The sequence below is a fragment of the Microbacterium sp. zg.Y1084 genome, from assembly GCF_024623595.1.
In the GTDB taxonomy this organism is placed as follows: Bacteria; Actinomycetota; Actinomycetes; order Actinomycetales; family Microbacteriaceae; genus Microbacterium; species Microbacterium wangruii.
This window is the reverse complement of record NZ_JANJGV010000006.1, coordinates 143,577-162,199: the sequence shown is the minus strand read 5'-3', so window position 1 is coordinate 162,199 and position 18,623 is coordinate 143,577. Positions and strand designations below refer to the sequence as shown.

The following is an 18,623-nucleotide window of genomic DNA, read 5'->3' as shown; positions in this document are numbered from 1 at the left end:
GCCTGCGGCCCGCTCTGCCACCGGAACAGCGACGTTGTGCACCGGGCCATGACTAGAACAGGCCCTTCGGGGCCGGCGCCGCGAGCAGCAGGCCCGGCTTCGCGACGATCGAGAGCTGCCGCACTTCGTCGGCGGTGAGCTCGGGCAGGCGCTGGGCCAGGTCGAGGAACCGCTCGATCTCAGCGGACTCGAGCACCGGCTCGGCGAGGATGCGGAACTTGCGGATGTAGTCCTCGCGCGCGAACGGGCGGGCGCCGAGGGGGTGCGCGTCGGCGACGGCGATCTCCTCCTCGATGACCGTGCCGTCGGTCAGGCGGATCTCCACGCGACCGCCGAACGCCTTCTCGGCGGGGTCCTCCGAGTGGTAGCGACGCGTCCACTCGGCATCCTCGGCCGTGGTGATCTTGTGCCACAGCGCCACGGTGTCCTCGCGGCCGGCCCGCTCGGGGGCGTACGAGTCGACGTGGTGCCAGCCGCCGTCCTGCAGCGCCACCGCGAAGATGTACGGGATCGAGTGGTCCAGGGTCTCGCGCGACGCGGTGGGGTCGTACTTCTGCGGGTCGTTGGCGCCGGACCCGATGACGAAGTGGGTGTGGTGCGAGGTGTGCAGCACGATCGACTCGACGTTCGCGGGGTCGGTGGCCTCGGGGTGCTCGCCGTGGAGCTTGCGCGCCAGGTCGATCCAGGCCTGGGCCTGGTACTCGGCGGAGTGCTCCTTGGTGTACGAGTCGAGGATCGCGCGCTTGGGCTCGCCCGCGGCGGGCAGCGGCACGTCGTACGACGCGTCGGGGCCGTCGAGCATCCAGGCGACGACGCCGTCCTCGCCCTCGTAGATCGGCGACGGCGAGGTCTCGCCGCGCATGGCACGGTCGACCGCTTCGACGGCCATCTTGCCGGCGAAGGCCGGGGCGTGGGCCTTCCAGGTCGAGATCTCGCCCTTGCGCGACTGGCGGGTCGCGGTGGTGGTGTGCAGCGCCTGCCCGACGGCCTGGTAGATCGTCTCGGTCGGAAGACCCAGCAGCGTGCCGATGCCGGCGGCCGCCGACGGGCCGAGGTGGGCGACGTGGTCGATCTTGTGCTTGTGCAGGCAGATGGCCCGCACCAGGTCGATCTGGATCTCGTAGCCGGTGGCGATGCCGCGCACGAGCGCTTCGCCGTCGGACCCGACGTGCTGGGCGACGGCGAGGATCGGCGGGATGTTGTCGCCGGGGTGGGAGTAGTCCGCCGCCAGGAAGGTGTCATGGTAGTCGAGCTCGCGCACGGCGACGCCGTTGGCCCACGCCGCCCACTCGGGGCTGGTGCGGCGCTCGAGGGCGCAGCCGAACACGGTCGCGCCGTCGCCGCCGACCGAGACGGCGTGGTCGAGCGCCTGCTGTCGGGCGGCGCTGACGGGGGCGCGGGTGAGCGAGGCGGCGGCGACGGCGGCGTTGTCGATCACACGATTGATGATCATGTCGATCACCTCGGGTTCGACGGCCACCGGGTCGGTGGCGACCTCGGCGATGTGCCAGGCGAGCTGGCCCTCGCGGGCGAGCTCCTCATCGCTGCGGTGGACGCGAAGGTGGTGCGTGACGGTCATGGGTGTGCCTCCAGGGACTCGAGGATCGACATCAGGGCATTGTGCAGGTGGACGTGGGTGGCGTGTGCGGCGAGATCGGCATCGCCGGCGGAGATCGCCGAAGCGATGAGACGGTGCTCGGCAACGGATGCCGTGAGCCGGCGGGGGTTGTCCCGGGCGAGGCGGCGCACCCGCACGAGGTGGGTGCGCACCATCCGCAGCGACGAGGCGAGGTAGTCGTTGGCGACCGCGGCGTCCAGCGCCGCATCGAAGCGGGCGATGAGCGCGTAGTACGCGTCGGCGTCGCACTCCGGCTCGGCGACGACGAACTCGGCGGCGAGGTCGTCGAACACGGCCCGGTCGCCGGTGGCCGCGGCGAGCCGGGCGGCCATCTCCTCAAGCGCGCGGCGCACGGTGAACAGAGCCCGGATGTCGTCGGCGTCGATTCCGGCGACGACGGTGACGCGCGGCGACGCCTGCTCCACGAGGCCGTCGGCGGCGAGGCGGCCGAGGGCTTCGCGCAGCGGGGTGCGGCTCACGCCGAGTCGCGTGGCCTGCTCCACCTCCGCGAGCACGGTGCCGGGGGCGAGGGCGCCGGACTGGATCTCGTCGAGGAGCGTCTCGTAGGCGCGGTCACTGGCGCGCATCATTGCCTCCTCCTCCGCGGGCGTCGTCGCCCCAGTGTATACACAATGGCACATTCGGGCGCATGGATTCCCTTCTGAGGATGCCGTGGGTATACATCTCTGGCATCCCTCGATCCGGCCCGCGCCGCTCCCGCATCCACCAGAATGGAATGTCCGCGTCCGACGCCAGGGGGTTCCATGCGTGCACTCGTCCACGACCGATTCGGCGATCCCGCCGAGGTGCTGACCGTGCGAGAGGCGCCGACCCCGACCCCCGGACCGCGGGAGGTGCGTGTGCGGATGCTGCGCTCCCCCATCCACAATCACGACCTGTGGACGGTGCGCGGCTCCTATGGCTACCGCCCCGAGCTGCCCGCCCGCGCGGGCACCGAGGCCGTCGGGGTGGTCGAGGAACTCGGCGCCGGCGTGACGGGTCTCGAGGTCGGGCAGCGCGTGGCGACCGGCGGCACCTTCGGGGTGTGGGCCGAGCAGTTCGTCGCACGCGCCGGCGCCCTCGTCCCGGTGCCGGACGGCCTGCCCGACGAGCAGGCCGCACAGCTCGTGTCGATGCCGTTCAGCGCCATCAGCCTCATCGACTCCCTCGAGCTGCAGCCGGGCGACTGGCTCGTGCAGAACGCCGCGAACGGCGCCGTCGGCCGCATGGTCGCCCAGATCGGCCGCGCTCGCGACATCAACGTCCTCGGGCTCGTCCGCCGCGACGCCGCCGTCGCCGAGCTCGCGGCGCAGGGCATCGACCGGGTCGTCTCGGTCGAGGACGCAGGCTGGCGCGACCGGGTCGCCGAGATCACCGGCGGTGCGTCCATCGTCGCGGGCGTCGACTCGGTCGGCGGCCACTCGAGCGGGCAGGTGCTCTCCCTCCTCGGCGAGAACGGCACGCTCGTCGTCTTCGGCGCGATGGAAGCGCCGAAGGTTCAGCTCAGCTCGGGCGACCTCATCTTCCGCCAGCTCACCGTGAAGGGGTTCTGGGGCAGCACGGTCAGCGCCACGATGGATGCCGCGCGGCGCGCGGAGCTGTTCGACGAGCTTGCCCACCTGCTGGCATCCGGAGCGCTCACCCTGCCGGTATCCGCGACGTTCCCGCTCGATGAGGTCGCCGAGGCCGTCGGCGCGACCCTCTCGGCGGGCCGCGTGGGCAAGGTGCTGCTGCGCCCCTGAACCCGAGTTCTACGCCCCGGCGTCGGCCAGCAGCGCGGCGAGCGCGTAGAGCGCAGGCCGCTGGCCCTTCACGAGCCGTTCGCCCGCGACCCCCAGCCCCACCCAGTCCGCGCGGTCGACCTCGGGGAACCGCTCGGTCCTGCCTGAGCGCGGCGGCCACTCCATCTCGAACTCCCCGAACACGAAGTCCGCCCTGGTGGCCGAGAACGCGGAGCCGTCGGCGACGAAGACGGTCACGCGCTTGCCCGACGAGTACGGGTACGTGCCGAGCTCGGCGTACGGCCCCTCGGGAGGGTCGACCCCGAGCTCCTCTCGGAACTCACGCCTGGCGGCATCCAGCGCCGACTCGGCGTCGGGGTCGTACTCGCCCTTCGGGACCGACCACGCACCGGTCTCCTTGCCCGCCCAGTACGGACCGCCCATGTGGGCGATCAGCACCTCCGGCCCGCCGTCGGCGAGTCGGTAGAGCAGGAGACCGGCGCTGTGGACGGGCATCAGGCCGGACGGGACGCCGGCGACACCTCGTAGGTGTTCTCGGGGTCGGTCTCGGCCACGCCCGAGAGGGCGGCGTCGATGGCGGTCATCGTGTCGGCGTCGAGCGTGACCCCGGAGGCCTTGACGGAATCCTCGAGCTGCTCCGGGCGCGAGGCGCCCACGAGGGCGGCGGCGACGTTCGGGTTCTGCAGCACCCACGCGATCGCGAGCTGCGGCATGGTGAGGCCGGCCTGCTCGGCGACGGGCTTGAGCTTCTGCACCGCCGTGAGAACCTCGTCGGTCATGAACCGCTTGATGAACGTGGCGCCGCTCTTGTCGTCGGTCGCGCGCGAGCCCTCGGGCAGCGGCTGGCCGGGCAGGTACTTGCCGCTGAGCACACCCTGCGCCATCGGCGACCAGACGATCTGCGAGATGCCGAGCTCTTCGGATGCCGGGATGACCTTGCCCTCGATGACCCGCCACAGCGCGGAGTACTGGGGCTGGTTGGAGACGAGCTGCACACCGAGGTCCTTCGCGAGCGCGTGACCCTCCCGCAGCTGCTCGGCGGTCCACTCCGAGACCCCGATGTAGAGCGCCTTGCCCTGGCGCACGATGTCGGCGAACGCCTGCATCGTCTCTTCGAGCGGGGTCTCGTAGTCGTAGCGGTGCGCCTGGTACAGGTCGACGTAGTCGACGCCGAGGCGACGCAGCGACCCGTGGATGCCGTCGAAGATGTGCTTGCGGCTGAGGCCCATGTCGTTCGGACCCTTGCGGCCGATCGGCCAGTAGAGCTTCGTGAAGATCTCCACCGACTCGCGGGGCTGACCCTTCAGCGCCTCACCGAGCACCTCTTCGGCGGCGGTGTTCGCGTAGGCGTCGGCCGTGTCGAACGAGGTGATGCCGAGGTCGAGGGCCTTGTGCACCGTGGCGATCGCCGCCTCGTTCTCGACCTGCGAGGCATGGGTGATCCAGTTGCCGTACGTGATCTCCGAGACCTTGAAACCAGAGTTGCCGAGATAGCGATAGTTGACCATCCTCAAACGTTACTGCCGCGCGAGACGGCGAAGGCCGGGCTGGACAGGTCCGCGCCGGAGCGATAGCAGGGGGTCAGGGCCGGCTTCCCGTCCGGCCCGCAGCCCCCGCCCTTTGCGGGCGGCCGCGTGCCATGACGGCGACGTCACGCGTCAGGGGAACCTTGCGGCGCCGCAGGAGGCTGATGCTTTCGCAGCCAGTACTCCGTCTGGGCGACGTGACCGGCCGCAGCGGCGGATGCCGCGACGGGATCGCGCGCCTCGAGTCCGCGCAGCACGGCACGATGCCCCGCATCCGACAGCACCTTGATCCGTGCCGCGTCATCGGTCGCGAAGATGCGATATGCGCGAGAGCGCGCCCGGAGGACGTCCAGGAGATTGGCGAGTGCCGCATTGCCGGCGACAGCGGCGATGCCCATGTGGAAATCGTGGTCGAGGTCGGACTGCCGCTCGTCGTCGGTCTCGGCTTCGAGCGCGGTGAGAACCCGATCCAGCCGCGCCACGGTCTCGTCGTCGATGCGCGCGGCGGCCAGGCTCGCCGCGTGGGCCTCGAGTGCCCGCCGCAGTTCGTACAGCTCGATGATCGACTCGAGCGGGAGCAGCCCGACGGTCAGCGACAGCGCCTTGATGAGGTCTGCGGCATTCAGGTCGCCGACGTAGCTGCCCGAGCCGTGCCGGGTGTCGAGAACCCCCAGTGCGGCGAGCATGCGGATGGCTTCCCGCAGCGACCCGCGCGACACGCCCAGTCGCTCGCACAGCTCACCCTCACTGGGGAGCCGGTCGCCCGGACGAAGAGTGCCGTCCGCGATCAGCGCTCGCAGCCCTTGCAGGGCCGTGTCCAGTGCAGTCACCCGCGCCACCCCCCTCGCCGAGCGCGCGCCGAGTCTGTCGCGGACACCCAAGGATCATCAAGTTGTATTACGACTTCGAGAAGAAATCGCCCATTCGTCCTCACGAGAGGACCCTATATGGCAATGTTGTGCGACAAGTCGTCCCGCTGAACCAACGAGGTCACATGCCCATACCTCCACCCGCCTCGCTCCGAGCGCGCCTGGCATCGGGCCGGCTCGCTCGCGACGCGTGGCCGTTGGATCCCGAAATCGTGCATCTGAACCACGGTTCCTTCGGGGCTGTCCCGCGCGAGGTCGTCGCGGTCCAGGACGAGTTGCGCCGACGCGCGGACGCCAGTCCTGTCGGGTGGTTTCCCCGCGTCGCGGAGTACACCCGCACTGCCCGCTGGGAGGTCGCGCCGTTCGTGGGAGCGCGCCCCGAAGACACGGTGTTCGTGCCGAATGCTTCGGCCGCGGCGACGGTGGTCTACAACTCGCTGCGACTCGAGCCGTCCGACGAGATCCTCGTCACGGACCACGGCTACGGCGCCATCACCATGGGTGCCGCACGGCTCGCCCGCCGCTACGGCGCACGCGTCCGCACGGTGCGTGTGGGGATGTTCGACGGCGAGGCTGAGGTGCTGGAGGCGTTCCGGCGCGCGTTCAACACGCACACCCGACTCATCGTGATCGACCAGGTCACCTCGCCCACCGCGCTGCGACTGCCGACGCGGGAGATCACGGCCCTGGCCCATGAGCACGGCATCCGAGTGCTCGTCGACGGCGCCCACGCGCCCGGCCTGATCCCCGACGCCGCACGGCAGGGCGGCGGCGATTGGTGGTTCGGCAACCTGCACAAGTGGGCTTGCGCCCCGCGTGGGGCCGCGGTGCTGGTGACCAGCGCCGACGACCGGCAGGACCTTTGGCCTCTCATCGACTCGTGGGGCGGCGACGAGCCGTTCCCCGACCGGTTCGACTCCCAGGGCACGATCGATGCCACCAGCTACATCGCCGCGCCCGCAGCGATCGAGTTCATCGAACGCGAGTACGGCTGGGCGCGCGCCCGGGAGCGCATGTGGCAGATGGCGGACATCGGGGCGGCCGTGATCGCCGAGGCTCTGCAGCCGTACATCTCCGACGACGCGCGGGTCGACCTGCCACGGCCCGTGCCCCCGATGCGACTGATCCGCCTGCCGGACGGCCTCGGCACCACCCGCGAAGAGGCCGACGAGCTGCGCATGCTGCTGCTGGATGCCACCGGGGTGGAGACCGCTTTCACCAGCTACGAAGGTCGCGGCTACTTCCGCCTGTCGGTGCACCTGTACACCGAGGCCGAGGACTTCGCCGCCTTCGTCGAGCGCTGCGTCCCGGAGATCCTGCGCCGCGCCGGAAGCCCCCGCGTCCAGAGCATGAACCTGACCTGACCGACCCGAAACGGGAAGCCGCGCACCGTCGCGCACGCCCTGCACCCCACACAGAGAAAGACCGAGGAACATCGTGAAGCGCAACCGCCTGACCCTCACCGTCGGCATCGGCACCGCCGCCGTGCTCGCCCTCACCGCCTGCTCCGGATCCTCCGGAGACACGGCTGACGGCGACGTCACGCTGAAGATGGTCGAGAGCCTGACCAACCCCGCTCGCACCGAGGTCCTCCGGGGGATGCTCGACGCCTTCGAGGCGGAAAACCCCGGAGTGACCGTGGAGCTGGTGTCCCCGCCCACGGAGCAGGCGGACAAGACCATCCAGCAGATGCTGCAGTCCGGCAAAGGCGTCGACGTGCTCGAAGTGCGCGACATCACGGTCGGACCGTTCTCGAACAACGGATGGCTCTACGACATGGCCGGCGACCTGGAGAACTGGGACGGATGGGACGCGCTCACGGAGAACGCCCAGTCCGCCGCGGTCTCGGACGGCGCCAGCTACTTCGTGCCGTACGGCTTCTACGGGCTGTCGCTGTTCTACCGCGCCGACCTCGTCGAGGCTGCGGGCTTCGACGGCCCGCCGCACAGCTGGGAGGAACTGCTCGAGCAGGCCTCCGCCATCCAGAATCCCGCCGAGAACGTCTACGGGTACGCCTTCCGTGGCGGCACGAACGGCAACACCAACGTCGTCGCCGCCGTCGAGGCCTACCTCGTCGACGACCTCGACCCGGCCAACGCCTTCCTGCTGCAGGACGGCTCGACCATCTTCTCCGCGCCCGAAGCGCAGGACGCGGTCGACACCTACTTCGCCCTCTTCGAGCAGGCCTCGCCGCCCTCGGCCGTCTCGTGGGGCTACCCGGAGATGGTCGCCGGGTTCACGAACGGATCGACCGCCTTCCTGCTGCAGGATCCCGAGGTCATCGCCACCGTGCAGGCTTCCAGCCTGACCGACGAGCAGTGGGACACCGCTCCTCTGCTGGTGGGCGCCGGCGGCAAGGCGGCGCAGCCGCTCGCCGTCGCCGGGTGGGGGGTGGCCGAGGCCAGCGAGCATCAGGAGGAGGCCGTTGAGCTCGTGAAGTTCCTGTCGTCGGCGGAGCCCGCCACCGAGTTCGCACAGGCCAACAGCCTGGTGCCCATCATCGCCGAGGCAGCTGAGGACGAGTTCTACTCCACCGGCCCGTGGACCAGCTACGTCACGATGACGCAGAACCCCGAGACCTACGTCAACGTGAGGCAGCCGCGCGGGGTCAGCTGGTGGACCGAGTGGGCGCAGAAGTCGGATCAGGACGTGCAGAGCGTGCTGCTGGGCAACATGAGCACCGCTGAGCTGCTGGCGTCCTGGGACGCTTTCTGGACCGACAAGTACGCGGCCGAGCAGGACTGACGATGTCGCTGCTCACGCGCGAGGCGCGCCCCACCGGCCTGTCCGGTGGGGCCGCCCCGCTCGGCCGGCGGCGCGTGTTCCGCAGCCGGCACGGGTGGACGATCCTGGCGTTCCTCGCGCCCGCGATCGTCTTCGTCAGCTGGTTCACCTACTACCCGATGCTCCAGGGCGCGGGCATGGCCTTCCGCGACTGGAACCTCTGGGATCTGACGTCCACGCCGTTCGTCGGCCTCGACAACTTCACCCGGATCTTCGCGGACCCGATCTTCCCGACAGTCGCCTGGAACTCGGTGCTGTGGGTGGTGTGCTCGCTGGTGCCGCAGTTCGTCATCGGGTTCCTGATCGCCCTCGCGCTGCGCAAGCGCTTCCGTTTCCGCGGCCTCTACCAGGCGCTCGTCTTCTTCCCCTGGGCGGTCTCGGGCTTCCTCATCGGCATGCTGTTCCGCTGGATGTTCAACGCCGAGTTCGGCGTCATCAACGACCTGCTCATGAAGGCGGGGCTCATCGATTCGCCGCTCCCCTGGCTGGCCGACCCGAAGCTGGCGATGGTCGCGGTCATCACGGCGAACATCTGGTACGGCGTGACGTTCTTCGCGATCATGATCCTCGCCGCGCTGCAGTCCGTGCCGGACGAGATGCTCGAAGCGGCGAGCCTGGACGGCGCCGGCAGGGTGCGGCAGCTGTTCTCGATCATCATCCCGTACATCGCGATGACGCTGCTGCTGACGGTGCTCCTGCGCATCATCTGGATCTTCAACTTCCCCGACATCATCTGGGCGATGACCGCGGGCGGACCCGCGAACCAGACGCACATCATCACCACCTGGATGATCAACTACACGCAGCAGGGCAACTACGGCCTCGCCAGCGCCATCGGGCTCATCGTCGTGGCGGTGCTGTTCGTCTTCTGCGCCTTCTACCTGCTCGCCATGAAGAAGGTGACCAAGTGACCGCACTCGCCCCCGTGGCTCCCCCTGCGCCCGCGGCATCCGCCGCCGCCCCGCCGCACCGCCCCGCTGGGTCGGGTCGCCGATTCGCCGTGACCGGCGCGCTGCGGTTCACCGGGCTGGCGGTATGGCTTCTCATCACGCTGTTCCCGCTCTACTGGATTGCGCTGACGTCGTTCAAGGCGCCCGCCACGGTGAACGCCTTCCCCATCGAGTACTGGCCGAGCCAGCCCTCGGTGCAGAACTACGTGAACCTGTTCGCGACGAGCCAGTTCGGGGTCTTCCTGATGAACTCGGCGATCGTCTCTTTGGCAGCGGGCGCGGTCGCCACCCTGATCGCGCTGCTCAGCGCCTTCGTGCTGTCGCGGTTCGAGTTCCGCAGCAAGGGAGCGGTGCTGATCGCGTTCCTGCTGACGCAGATGATTCCGGCGTTCATCGCGCTCGGACCGCTGTACTCGATGATGTCGGACCTGGGCCTCGTGGACTCCAAGTTCGGTCTGATCCTGGTCTACATCGCGGTGTGCATCCCGTTCTCGACGGTCATGCTGCGCGGGTTCTTCGAGAATGTGCCCGCCGCGCTCGAAGAGGCGGCCATGATCGACGGCTGCTCCCGGCTGGGAGCCCTCTTCCGTGTGCTCGTGCCGGTCATGACACCCGGCATCATCGCCGCGTTCATCTTCAATTTCGTCAACTGCTGGAACGAGCTGTTCCTCTCGGTGGTGCTCATGCACTCCACCGAGAACCGCACGGTGCCCGCCGCGCTCAACGGCTTCATCTCGACGTTCAACGTCGACTGGGGCTCGATGTCGGCGGCCGCGGTCGTGACGATCCTGCCGACGATGGCGATGTTCGCACTGGCGAGCAAGTGGATCGTGCAGGGGCTGACAGCCGGCGCTGTCAAGGAGTGACGCCGAGCCGGGCGCCGCTTGCACGGCGGCGTCCGGCTCGCGGCACGTCAGGAGACGGGCGTGACTCCGGCGGCGGCGACCTCGTCGTCCTCGGTCGCCACCAGCTGACCGCACGCGCCGTCGATCTCCTTGCCGCGCGTGTCGCGGAGGGTCGTGGGCACGCCGGCGTCGTTGAGCCGGCGCACGAACTCGTCCTGCACGTCCTTGTCCGACGACGTCCAGATGGAGCCCGGGGTCGGGTTCAGCGGGATGGGGTTCACGTGCACCCAGCCACGGCCGCGCGCGTTGAGCTTCTCGGCCAGCAGGTCGGCGCGCCACGCGTGGTCGTTCATGTCCTTGATGAGGGCGTATTCGATCGAGACGCGGCGGCCGGTCTTGTCGAAGTACTCGCGGGCGGCATCCAGCGCCTCGTCGACCTTCCAGCGGGAGTTCACCGGGATGAGCTCGTCGCGCAGCAGGTCGTCGGGGGCGTGCAGCGAGAGCGCGAAGGTGACGGGGATGTCCTCATCGGCGAGCTTGCGGATCGCCGGCACGAGGCCGACCGTCGACACCGTGACGCCACGGGCGCTCATACCCAGGCCGTGCTTCTTGTCGACCATCGTGCGGACGGCCTGCATGACGCGGTTGTAGTTGGCGAGGGGCTCACCCATCCCCATGAAGACGATGTTGGTGACGCGCTCGCCCTCGTGGCCCACCTTGCGGGGGTCGCCGAGGCCGCCCTCGGCGATGAGGCGGTTGGCGCGCACGACCTGGTCGACGATCTCGGCGGCCGACATGTTGCGGGTCAGGCCCGCCTGGCCGGTGGCGCAGAACGGGCAGTTCATGCCGCAGCCGGCCTGGCTCGACACGCACAGCGTGATGCGGCCGGGGTACCGCATGAGCACCGACTCGACGAGGGCGCCGTCGTGCAGCTTCCACAGGAACTTGATCGTGTCGCCGCGGTCGGTCTCGAGGCGCTTGACCTCCGTCAGCAGCGGAGGGAGCAGCCCGTGCACGAGCTCCTCGCGGCCGGCCGCGGGGAGATCGGTCATGTGGGCCGGGTCGGCCGTGTAGTGCGTGAAGTAGTGCTTCTCCAGCTGGGCCGCGCGGAAGCCCGGCATCCCGAGCTCCGTGACCTTCTCGACCCGCTGCTCGGGGGTGAGGTCGGCCAGGTGCACGGGCGGCTTGCCGCGCTTCGGGCTCGCGAACTGCAGCAGCGGGCGGCCCTCGGCATCCTTCTTCTGCGACCAGCCCTCGGTCGCCGGGCGAACCTGTCGCGGTTTCGTCGCGCGCACGGGGGAGGTATCGGTCATGTTCCCAGGGTACGGGAGTCGTCCTGGGCGGGCGCTGGCCGGGCGCGCGGGGGCGGCGCGTGGGCGCTCGCGGCTGGGGCGTGGGGCTGGGGTCGGGGGTCGGGGGTCGGGGTCGGGGGTCGGGGCGGGGTCGCGTGGGGCGCCGGGGTCGGGGCGGGGCTGCTCGAGTGTCACGTCCGCGCAGTCCCGCGGCTCTCGCACCCGCCATTAGCGACACCGGAGCGGCGCGGGGCGCGCGGCGCGATGCTGCCGCGGTCGCGAGCTGCTCGAGTGTCACGTCCGCACAGACCCACGGGCCTCGCACCCGCCATTCGCGACATCGGAGCGGCGCGGGGAGCGCGGCGCTGGGCGCGGCGGGGCGCGGCGCGCGCGGCCGGAGGGACGGCGCACGATAGGGCGGCAACGCACCCACCGCAAGCGACACTCGAGTCCCCCCGGGCGCCGTTACGGTGGCGACGTGAGCGACGAGCAGATCGAGGTCCGAGATATCCGCCCCGAGGATGCCGGCGAGGTGATGACCCTGCAGCGCGCGGCGTTCGTCAGCGAGGCGCTCATCTACGGCGACCCCGACATGCCGCCGCTCACGCAGACGCTCGAGGAGCTTCAGGCGGAGCTCGCCGACAACCTCGGCTGCGTCGCCCTCGACGGCCCGCGCATCGTCGGCGCGGTACGCGCCCGGCACGACGGCGACCTCCTGCTCATCGGGCGCATCGCGATCGCCCCCGACCAGCAGGGCCGCGGCATCGGCACGACGCTGCTCGCCGCGGTCGAGCAGCGCGGGCGGGATGCCGGAGCCACGACCGCCGAGCTGTTCACCGGATCGCTGAGCGAGGCGAACCTTCGCCTGTACCAGCGCGAGGGCTACACCGAGTCGGAGCGGGTCCCCGGCGACGGCAGCGACCAGGTCTTCCTGCAGAAGCCCCTGGCCTGACCCGCGCGCCGGCCGCGCTCACCCGGGGTCGGTACCGAGGGGCAGCCGACAGCCCCGGGGCCGACAGCCCCGGGGCGGACAGCCCCGGGGCGACGTCGACTCTCAGGCGGGAACGGCGACGGGCATCGGCTCGGGGGCCGCGACGGCGGCCTGCTGTCCGGCGCGGCGCCGGGCGCCCACGACGAGCAGCAGGATGCCGGCCGCCGCCCACCCGGCCAGCGTGAGCCCCGCGACCACACCGCCGGTGCCGCCGAAGTATGCGACCGACCGAACCAGCGTGCCCGTGGCTCCCGGCGGAAGGAGCTGGCCCGCCAGGCCGAGTCCGGCCGGCAGCCAGGCGGCGCCCGTGGCGATGCCGGCCAGCGGGTTGCCGATGAACATCATCACCATCGCGCCGATCGTGAACCCCTTGCCGCCGAATGCCTCCTGCAGCCCGGCGAGCGCGAGGGCCAGCGCACCGATGCCGAGCGCCATCGCACCCGCGACCGGCCAGAACGACGCGGCGGCGATGCTGCCGAACGCGAAGGCGAGGATTGCGGCGACGATCGTCCCGCCGATGACGGAGAAGGTGGCGATGCCGGCGACCGCCCAACCGAGGTGGCGTGCGAACACCTTGCGGAAGGCGACGGCGGGCACGATCCCGCCGAACACGAGCGGGAACGCGAGCCCGCCGATGCCGATTCCGGTGGGATCCGCCTCGGGCAGCGGCACGACATCGGTGACCGACACGGGAGCCCCCGCTGCCTGCCCGAGCGCTTGCGCGGTGGCGGTGACGGCACCGGAGATCGCGGGCGATGCGGCGCTCGCGACATAGGCCGTCACTCCCGACCCGTCGACCCCGACACCACCGGCCACCTCGCGTGCAGCGACGGCGGCGCGCAGGTCGCCATCCGACGCGTAGGTCACGACGTCATACGCGCCGGGCGCGGCATCCGCCAGCCCTTCCTGCACCTGGGTCACGGCGGCAGCGTCGCCGGCGACACCCAGCGGCAGGTCCTGGGCGCCGCTCTTGAGCGACGGCATCACGAACAGCATCAGCAGCACGACGAGGATCACACCGAGCCCCGCGGTGAGGCCCAGCATCTTCACAAGCGGTGACGGCGTCCGACGCGCTGCGGATGCCGGGGCGACGGTGTCGGGGATGGGAGAGGTCATGCGGAGTCCTGTCTGCCCGTAGGCGAAGCGGAGGGAATACCTCCACTATACGGAGACCCCTCCTCCACATACGCTGAGAGCCGACGGCAACGCCCACGACACAGGAAGGCGCACCATGCGCTCGGATGCGCTGAGGAGACGCGAGGCGATCGTGCGCGAGGCCCGCCGACTGTTCGCCGCGCACGGCGCGTCGGTGCCGCTCGAGACGATCGCGGAGGCGAGCGGCGTCGGCATCGCGACGCTCTACCGCAACTTCGCGTCCCGCGCGGAGCTGACCGACGCCGTCGCGCTGTCGATCCTGGACGAGATGCGCGAGGCGGCCGGCCGCGCACTCGAGGCGCTGCCGCGCACACCCGACGACGCCTGGCGCCGCTTCCTCCACGCCCTGGTGGGGCTCGACCTCGGGGCGCTCACGGAGGCGCTCGCCCATCCCGCGGACGCCGAGCTCTCCGCCGGCGTCCGCGCAGCGCAGGACGACACCCTCGGCCGCGTCGCCGACGTGCTCACCGCCGCACGCGTCGCCGGCCTCGTGCGCGCCGACCTCGCCCCCCTCGAGCTCGTGCTCGCCGTGGGGATGATCACCCGTCCGCAGCCGGCGGCGATCGCGGCATCCACTCCCCACCTCGTCCCCCGGCTGACCGCCATCCTCGAGGCCGGGCTGCGCGCCCAGCCGCCGGAGGCGACGGCCGGCTGAGACTCCGCCTCGGTCGCCGAGGCGGAGCCCCGCTATCTCCTGATCGGGCGCTCGACCAACGGGGCCTCGCTGCGCCGCTGACCGTTCCGCACCGAATCGTGTCCAGGGTGCCCGTGAGGCATCCTGGACACGACCTGTTTTGGAGAGAATCTGTGACCATCCCCCGCATCGCCTTCCTCGACGTCGACGGCACCATCCTCGACCACGGCAGGGACATCGCCGCCTCGACGATCGAGGCGGTGCGCGCGGCGCGAGGCGCCGGGTGTCTGGTGTTCCTCTGCACCGGCCGCTCCTCCGGCGACATCGACGCCCGGGTGCTCGAGATCGGCTTCGACGGCGCCATCACCAACGGGGGCGCCTACGCGACCGCCGGCGATGAGGTCATCGTGGCCGACCCCATGCCCCGGGATGCCGTCGAGCGCCTCGTCGCCTATTTCGAGGAGCGCGGCATCCTGTACTTCCTGCAGACGGATGCCACGGTCTATGCGAGCCCGGAAGCACAGGCGGCCACCGCGGCGTTCATGGAGCAGGCGCTGAGCATCCACCACGACGCGGACGAGCCGCAGACGGCGCCGCAGGGCATCCCGCGCTTCCACGACCTCGCCGACATCAACCTCGACCACGTGGCCAAGGCGGTCTTCCTCGGCGACGACCCGGGCACCGTCGGGCGTGCGCAGCAGGATCTCGGCGACCGCTTCCACGTGGTCCCGGGCAGCATGCCGCTGCCGGGCGGGACCAACGGCGAGATCGGCATGCGCGGGACGACGAAGGGCTCCGCGATCCAGCGTGTGCTCGAGCGGCTCGGCATCGACGCGGCGGAGTCGATCGGCATCGGCGACAGCTGGAACGACGTGGAGATGTTCGAGGTCTGCGGCGTCGGCATCGCGATGGGCAACGCCGAGGAGGCGCTGAAGGCCCGCGCCGACGAAGTGACCACGAGCATCCACCACGACGGTGTCTATCGCGCGTTCGTGCGCCACGGGCTCGTCGCGGCCTGACCCCGCGTCCGCGCGGCGGCGGAGCCGCCGCCCGAGCCGCTCGAGTGTCACGTCCGCGCAATCCAGGCCCGCACAACCCACCACACGCGACACCGGAACAGCCCCGGGAGCCGCGGCGCCGCCGCGACACGCCCCCAGAGCCGCTCGAGTGTCACGCCCGCACAATCCACCCCCGCACAACCCACCACACGCGACACCGGAACAGCCCCGGGAGCCGCGGCGCCGCCGCGACACGTCCCCCGAGCCGCTCGAGTGTCACGCCCGCGCAATCCACCCCCGCACAACCCACCACACGCGACACCGGAGCAGCTCCGGGACGCGCGGCGACCAGGGCCGCGTCAGAGGAAGATGTCGGGGAACAGCTCGCTGTCGGGGGTGCCCGGCACGGCGGCGTACCCGGAGAAGTCGGTGACGCCGGCCTCGCGCAGCACATCCTCGACGATCAGGGTCTGGCCACTGCGCTCCGAAGCCGGCCGGATCAGCACCTCGTAGGCGGCATCCGCATAGATCTCCGGCGTGCGGCTGACCTTCATCATGCGGTCGCCACCGAGGGCGAACTGCACCGCGGCCGTCGCGATCGTCGTCGCGGGCCACAGGGTGTTGGCCGCGATGCCGTCCTCGGCGAACTCGGCTGCCATCCCGAGGGTGGCCATCGTCATGCCGTACTTCGCCAGCGTGTAGCCGGTGTGCGCGCCGAGCCACCTCGGGGAGAGGTTCAGCGGCGGCGAGAGCGAGAGGATGTGGGGGTTGTCGGCATCCTTGAGCATCGGCACCGCCGCACGGCTGAGCATGAACGTGCCGCGCACGTTGACGTCCTGCATGAGGTCGTACTTCTTCGCCGGCAGATCCAGGGAGCCCGACAGGTCGATCACGCTGGCGTTGTTCACGACGATGTCGATGCCGCCGAACTCGCCCTGCGTCGTCAGCACCGCCGCCATGATGTCGTCGTCGTTGCGCACATCGCCCACGAGTGGCAGCGCCTGCCCGCCGGCCGCCCGGATCTGCTCGGCGGCGGTGTGCACCGTGCCCTCGAGCTTGGGGTGCGGGGTGTCGGTCTTCGCCATGAGCGCGATGTTCGCACCGTCGCGCGCCGCGCGCAGGGCGATGGCGAGCCCGATCCCGCGGCTTCCACCGGACATCAGGATGGTCTTGCCGGCGAGGCTCATGCGTTCTCCTTCGAAGCGGACTTGCGGGATGCCGCGGCGAACGCCGCCACGCGCACCCGGGATTCATCGGTGTCGAAGCGGGCGCCGATCGACGCCGCCTCGTCGTCGAGGTTCTCCGCGAACGAGCGGTGCGCGCCGGTGCGGATCAGGCGCTTGGCATTGCCGAACGCGGCCGTGGCGCCCTCGAGCCAGAAGCGGGCGATCTCGTCACCGCGGGCGGCGGGGTCGGCGGCCACCTCGGTGATGAGGCCCCAGTCCAGTGCGGTCGCGGCGTCGATCGTCAGGTCCTGCAGCAGCAGCTGCAGCGCGCGGCGCTGCCCGATCGCCGCGGGGAGCAGCGTCGAGACGCCGAGGTCGGGGGTGAGCCCGATGTTGGCGTAACGGCTGACGAACTTCGCATGCTCCGCGGCGACGATGTAGTCAGCGGTGAGCATGAGGCCGAGCCCCCCACCGGCGACCGCACCCTGCACCACGGCGACGATCGGCCTGTCGGATTCGACGAACGTGCGGATGCCGTCGTGGATCACCCGCGCCATGTCCGTCACGCCCGCCCCTCCGGCGCCCGACGTGGCCATGGCCACGACGTCGCCGCCGGCGCAGAACGCGCGACCCGCGGCATCCATCACGATCGCGCCGACCGTGTCGTCGGAGGTGACCTCGTGGGCGAGGTCGCGCCAGCGCTGCCCCATCTCGAAGTCCATCGCGTTCAGCGAGGCCGGGCGGTTGAACGTCAGGCGTGCGAGGCCACCCTCGCGGGTGAGCAGGATCGTGTCGCTCATGGTTCTCCTTATTTCGGCGCCATGCGGATGGCGCCGTCGAGCCGGATGGTCTCGCCGTTGAGGTAGCCGTTGTCGACGATGTGCGCCACGAGGGCCGCATACTCGTCGGGGCGGCCGAGGCGGGCGGGGTAGGGCACCTGCTGACCGAGGGAGTCCTGCGCGGCCTGCGGCAGGCTCGCGAGCATGGGCGTCTCCATGATTCCGGGGGCGATCGTGACGACCCGGATGCCGTAGCGCGCGAGTTCCCGGGCGAGGGGGAGCGTCATCGCGTGCACACCGCCCTTGCTGGCGGCGTAGGCGGGCTGACCGATCTGACCGTCGAACGCGGCGACGCTGGCGGTGTTGACGATGACCCCGCGGTCGCCGCCGGCGGTCGGCTCGGTGCGCGCGATCGCGGCGGAGGCCTGAGCGACGACGTTGTAGGTGCCGATGAGGTTGACCCGCACGATGCGCTCGAAATCGCCCAGGGGGGTGGGGGCCCCGTCGCGGTCGAGCACCTTGGCGGGCGGGGCGATGCCGGCGCAGTTCACCACGACGCGCAGCGGTCCGATGCTGGCGGCGGTCGCGACGGCGGCGGCCACCTCGCTCGGGTCGGTGACGTCGGCGGGGGCGAACGTGCCGCCGAACTCCGCGGCGCGCTCCATGCCGGCGGACGAGGGCAGGTCGATGATCACGACATGCGCGCCGGCGTCGGCCAGGCGACGCGCGGTGGCGAGCCCCAGCCCGCTCGCTCCTCCGGTGACGAGGGCGGATGCGCCGGCGATGTCCATGCGTTCTCCTTCGAACTGAATCTGGGTCTCACAGTGCGTGCGACTGCGTCCTGACCGAGACGGCCGCGCCCCCAGGCTACCGGCACCCGGGAGGGCGAGGCAGACTGGCCCCATGATCGAGGTCAAGCGTGTCTACGACGCGGCGGGGCCGGATGACGGATTCCGCGTGCTGGTGGACCGACTCTGGCCGCGCGGGCTGTCGAAGGAGCGTGCTCGCATCGATCTGTGGGACAAGGACGTCGCCCCCTCGCCGCAGCTGCGCACCGCCTTCCATCACGACGGGATGCCGTGGGACGACTTCGCCGCGGCGTACCGCAAGGAGCTCGCCGCGAATCCCGCGGTGGCGGCGCTGCGCGCGGTGATCGCCTCGCACGATGTCGTGACCCTGCTGCACGCGGTGCGCGACGAAGCGCACAATCACGCGGTGCTGCTGCGCAATGCGCTGCAGGACCCCGCCGGATCCTGAACCGCCCGCTGGTGCAC

Annotated in this window: 19 protein-coding genes; 9 read left to right on the top strand and 10 right to left on the bottom strand. The window is 70.9% G+C overall.

The genetic code is table 11. The features are described 5' to 3' along the window. Window positions 1–52 precede the first annotated feature (52 nt). Entirely contained in the window at window positions 53–1,579 is a 1,527-nt protein-coding gene (locus NQ165_RS09735; protein ID WP_257533050.1) for an MmgE/PrpD family protein, read from the bottom strand. After that, window positions 1,576–2,205, bottom strand: a complete 630-nt coding sequence (locus NQ165_RS09730) for a GntR family transcriptional regulator (protein ID WP_257533145.1) — start codon at window positions 2,203–2,205, stop codon at window positions 1,576–1,578. The genes NQ165_RS09735 and NQ165_RS09730 overlap by 4 nt, the downstream gene beginning before the upstream one ends. A 177-nt stretch (window positions 2,206–2,382) precedes the next feature. Between NQ165_RS09730 and NQ165_RS09725 the strand changes: the two genes are divergently transcribed. Beyond that, entirely contained in the window at window positions 2,383–3,360 is a 978-nt protein-coding gene (locus NQ165_RS09725) for a zinc-binding dehydrogenase (RefSeq protein ID WP_257533048.1), read from the top strand. Between the two features lie 9 nt (window positions 3,361–3,369). On the opposite strand, the gene NQ165_RS09720 is transcribed toward NQ165_RS09725, so the two are convergent. The 3 genes from NQ165_RS09720 to NQ165_RS09710 form a co-directional block, all read right to left on the bottom strand. Beyond that, the gene (locus NQ165_RS09720; protein WP_257533046.1) at window positions 3,370–3,855 is read right to left on the bottom strand and encodes an NUDIX domain-containing protein; all 486 of its coding nucleotides are present in this window, start codon (window positions 3,853–3,855) and stop codon (window positions 3,370–3,372) included. Continuing rightward, window positions 3,855–4,868 (bottom strand): aldo/keto reductase family protein, encoded by a 1,014-nt coding sequence (locus tag NQ165_RS09715; RefSeq protein WP_257533044.1) that lies wholly within the window; start codon window positions 4,866–4,868, stop codon window positions 3,855–3,857. The genes NQ165_RS09720 and NQ165_RS09715 overlap by 1 nt, the downstream gene beginning before the upstream one ends. Window positions 4,869–5,011: 143 nt before the next feature. Beyond that, window positions 5,012–5,716, bottom strand: coding sequence for a FadR/GntR family transcriptional regulator (locus NQ165_RS09710; protein ID WP_257533042.1), 705 nt, complete (start codon window positions 5,714–5,716; stop codon window positions 5,012–5,014). A gap of 164 nt (window positions 5,717–5,880) precedes the next feature. Between NQ165_RS09710 and NQ165_RS09705 the strand changes: the two genes are divergently transcribed. From NQ165_RS09705 to NQ165_RS09690, 4 genes are all read left to right on the top strand, one after another. Continuing rightward, window positions 5,881–7,119 carry an aminotransferase class V-fold PLP-dependent enzyme gene (locus NQ165_RS09705; protein ID WP_257533040.1) on the top strand — a complete coding sequence of 413 codons (1,239 nt, stop codon included), beginning with the start codon at window positions 5,881–5,883 and terminating at the stop codon, window positions 7,117–7,119. Window positions 7,120–7,192: 73 nt separating this feature from the next. Continuing rightward, complete coding sequence (locus NQ165_RS09700) at window positions 7,193–8,500, top strand: sugar ABC transporter substrate-binding protein (RefSeq protein ID WP_257533038.1); 1,308 nt, start codon at window positions 7,193–7,195, stop codon at window positions 8,498–8,500. A 2-nt stretch (window positions 8,501–8,502) separates the two neighbouring features. After that, window positions 8,503–9,450 carry a carbohydrate ABC transporter permease gene (locus tag NQ165_RS09695; RefSeq protein WP_257533036.1) on the top strand — a complete coding sequence of 316 codons (948 nt, stop codon included), beginning with the start codon at window positions 8,503–8,505 and terminating at the stop codon, window positions 9,448–9,450. Then, window positions 9,447–10,355, top strand: coding sequence for a carbohydrate ABC transporter permease (locus NQ165_RS09690; RefSeq protein ID WP_257533034.1), 909 nt, complete (start codon window positions 9,447–9,449; stop codon window positions 10,353–10,355). Before NQ165_RS09695 ends, NQ165_RS09690 begins: the two co-directional genes overlap by 4 nt. 47 nt (window positions 10,356–10,402) lie before the next feature. Here NQ165_RS09690 and rlmN read toward each other — a convergent pair whose 3' ends face one another. Continuing rightward, window positions 10,403–11,647 carry a 23S rRNA (adenine(2503)-C(2))-methyltransferase RlmN gene (rlmN, locus tag NQ165_RS09685; RefSeq protein ID WP_257533031.1) on the bottom strand — a complete coding sequence of 415 codons (1,245 nt, stop codon included), beginning with the start codon at window positions 11,645–11,647 and terminating at the stop codon, window positions 10,403–10,405. 514 nt (window positions 11,648–12,161) lie between these two features. Between rlmN and NQ165_RS09680 the strand changes: the two genes are divergently transcribed. Further along, complete coding sequence (locus tag NQ165_RS09680) at window positions 12,162–12,578, top strand: GNAT family N-acetyltransferase (RefSeq protein WP_257533144.1); 417 nt, start codon at window positions 12,162–12,164, stop codon at window positions 12,576–12,578. Window positions 12,579–12,680: 102 nt separating this feature from the next. Here NQ165_RS09680 and NQ165_RS09675 read toward each other — a convergent pair whose 3' ends face one another. Continuing rightward, window positions 12,681–13,733 (bottom strand): hypothetical protein, encoded by a 1,053-nt coding sequence (locus NQ165_RS09675; protein WP_257533029.1) that lies wholly within the window; start codon window positions 13,731–13,733, stop codon window positions 12,681–12,683. A 115-nt stretch (window positions 13,734–13,848) separates the two neighbouring features. Here NQ165_RS09675 and NQ165_RS09670 point away from each other — a divergent pair, with 115 nt between their 5' ends. Both NQ165_RS09670 and NQ165_RS09665 read left to right on the top strand, forming a co-directional pair. Beyond that, on the top strand, window positions 13,849–14,427 hold the full coding sequence (locus NQ165_RS09670) for a TetR/AcrR family transcriptional regulator (protein WP_257533027.1): 579 nt from the start codon (window positions 13,849–13,851) through the stop codon (window positions 14,425–14,427). Window positions 14,428–14,579: 152 nt separating this feature from the next. Then, window positions 14,580–15,425, top strand: a complete 846-nt coding sequence (locus tag NQ165_RS09665; protein WP_257533025.1) for an HAD family hydrolase — start codon at window positions 14,580–14,582, stop codon at window positions 15,423–15,425. 338 nt (window positions 15,426–15,763) lie between these two features. Here the strand turns inward: NQ165_RS09665 and NQ165_RS09660 are convergent, their stop codons facing one another. From NQ165_RS09660 to NQ165_RS09650, 3 genes are read right to left on the bottom strand one after another with little or no spacing between them, the layout of a single operon-like run. Further along, window positions 15,764–16,591, bottom strand: a complete 828-nt coding sequence (locus NQ165_RS09660; protein ID WP_257533022.1) for an NAD(P)-dependent oxidoreductase — start codon at window positions 16,589–16,591, stop codon at window positions 15,764–15,766. Next, a complete protein-coding gene (locus tag NQ165_RS09655; RefSeq protein ID WP_257533020.1) occupies window positions 16,588–17,370 on the bottom strand; it encodes an enoyl-CoA hydratase/isomerase family protein in 783 nt (260 codons plus the stop codon). The genes NQ165_RS09660 and NQ165_RS09655 overlap by 4 nt, the downstream gene beginning before the upstream one ends. 8 nt (window positions 17,371–17,378) lie before the next feature. Then, window positions 17,379–18,140: an SDR family NAD(P)-dependent oxidoreductase gene (locus NQ165_RS09650; protein WP_257533018.1), complete on the bottom strand. Its 762-nt coding sequence runs from the start codon at window positions 18,138–18,140 to the stop codon at window positions 17,379–17,381. Window positions 18,141–18,252: 112 nt separating this feature from the next. Here NQ165_RS09650 and NQ165_RS09645 point away from each other — a divergent pair, with 112 nt between their 5' ends. Beyond that, entirely contained in the window at window positions 18,253–18,606 is a 354-nt protein-coding gene (locus NQ165_RS09645) for a DUF488 domain-containing protein (RefSeq protein WP_257533016.1), read from the top strand. Window positions 18,607–18,623: the final 17 nt, after the last annotated feature.

Coding starts and splice junctions, on each gene's coding strand:
- NQ165_RS09735 (WP_257533050.1), bottom strand. CDS start 1,579: ATGACCGTCACGCACCACCTTCGCGTCCACCGCAGCGATGAGGAGCTC.
- NQ165_RS09730 (WP_257533145.1), bottom strand. CDS start 2,205: ATGCGCGCCAGTGACCGCGCCTACGAGACGCTCCTCGACGAGATCCAG.
- NQ165_RS09725 (WP_257533048.1), top strand. CDS start 2,383: ATGCGTGCACTCGTCCACGACCGATTCGGCGATCCCGCCGAGGTGCTG.
- NQ165_RS09720 (WP_257533046.1), bottom strand. CDS start 3,855: ATGCCCGTCCACAGCGCCGGTCTCCTGCTCTACCGACTCGCCGACGGC.
- NQ165_RS09715 (WP_257533044.1), bottom strand. CDS start 4,868: ATGGTCAACTATCGCTATCTCGGCAACTCTGGTTTCAAGGTCTCGGAG.
- NQ165_RS09705 (WP_257533040.1), top strand. CDS start 5,881: ATGCCCATACCTCCACCCGCCTCGCTCCGAGCGCGCCTGGCATCGGGC.
- NQ165_RS09695 (WP_257533036.1), top strand. CDS start 8,503: ATGTCGCTGCTCACGCGCGAGGCGCGCCCCACCGGCCTGTCCGGTGGG.
- rlmN (WP_257533031.1), bottom strand. CDS start 11,647: ATGACCGATACCTCCCCCGTGCGCGCGACGAAACCGCGACAGGTTCGC.
- NQ165_RS09680 (WP_257533144.1), top strand. CDS start 12,162: ATGACCCTGCAGCGCGCGGCGTTCGTCAGCGAGGCGCTCATCTACGGC.
- NQ165_RS09675 (WP_257533029.1), bottom strand. CDS start 13,733: ATGACCTCTCCCATCCCCGACACCGTCGCCCCGGCATCCGCAGCGCGT.
- NQ165_RS09670 (WP_257533027.1), top strand. CDS start 13,849: ATGCGCTCGGATGCGCTGAGGAGACGCGAGGCGATCGTGCGCGAGGCC.
- NQ165_RS09660 (WP_257533022.1), bottom strand. CDS start 16,591: ATGAGCCTCGCCGGCAAGACCATCCTGATGTCCGGTGGAAGCCGCGGG.
- NQ165_RS09655 (WP_257533020.1), bottom strand. CDS start 17,370: ATGAGCGACACGATCCTGCTCACCCGCGAGGGTGGCCTCGCACGCCTG.
- NQ165_RS09650 (WP_257533018.1), bottom strand. CDS start 18,140: ATGGACATCGCCGGCGCATCCGCCCTCGTCACCGGAGGAGCGAGCGGG.
- NQ165_RS09645 (WP_257533016.1), top strand. CDS start 18,253: ATGATCGAGGTCAAGCGTGTCTACGACGCGGCGGGGCCGGATGACGGA.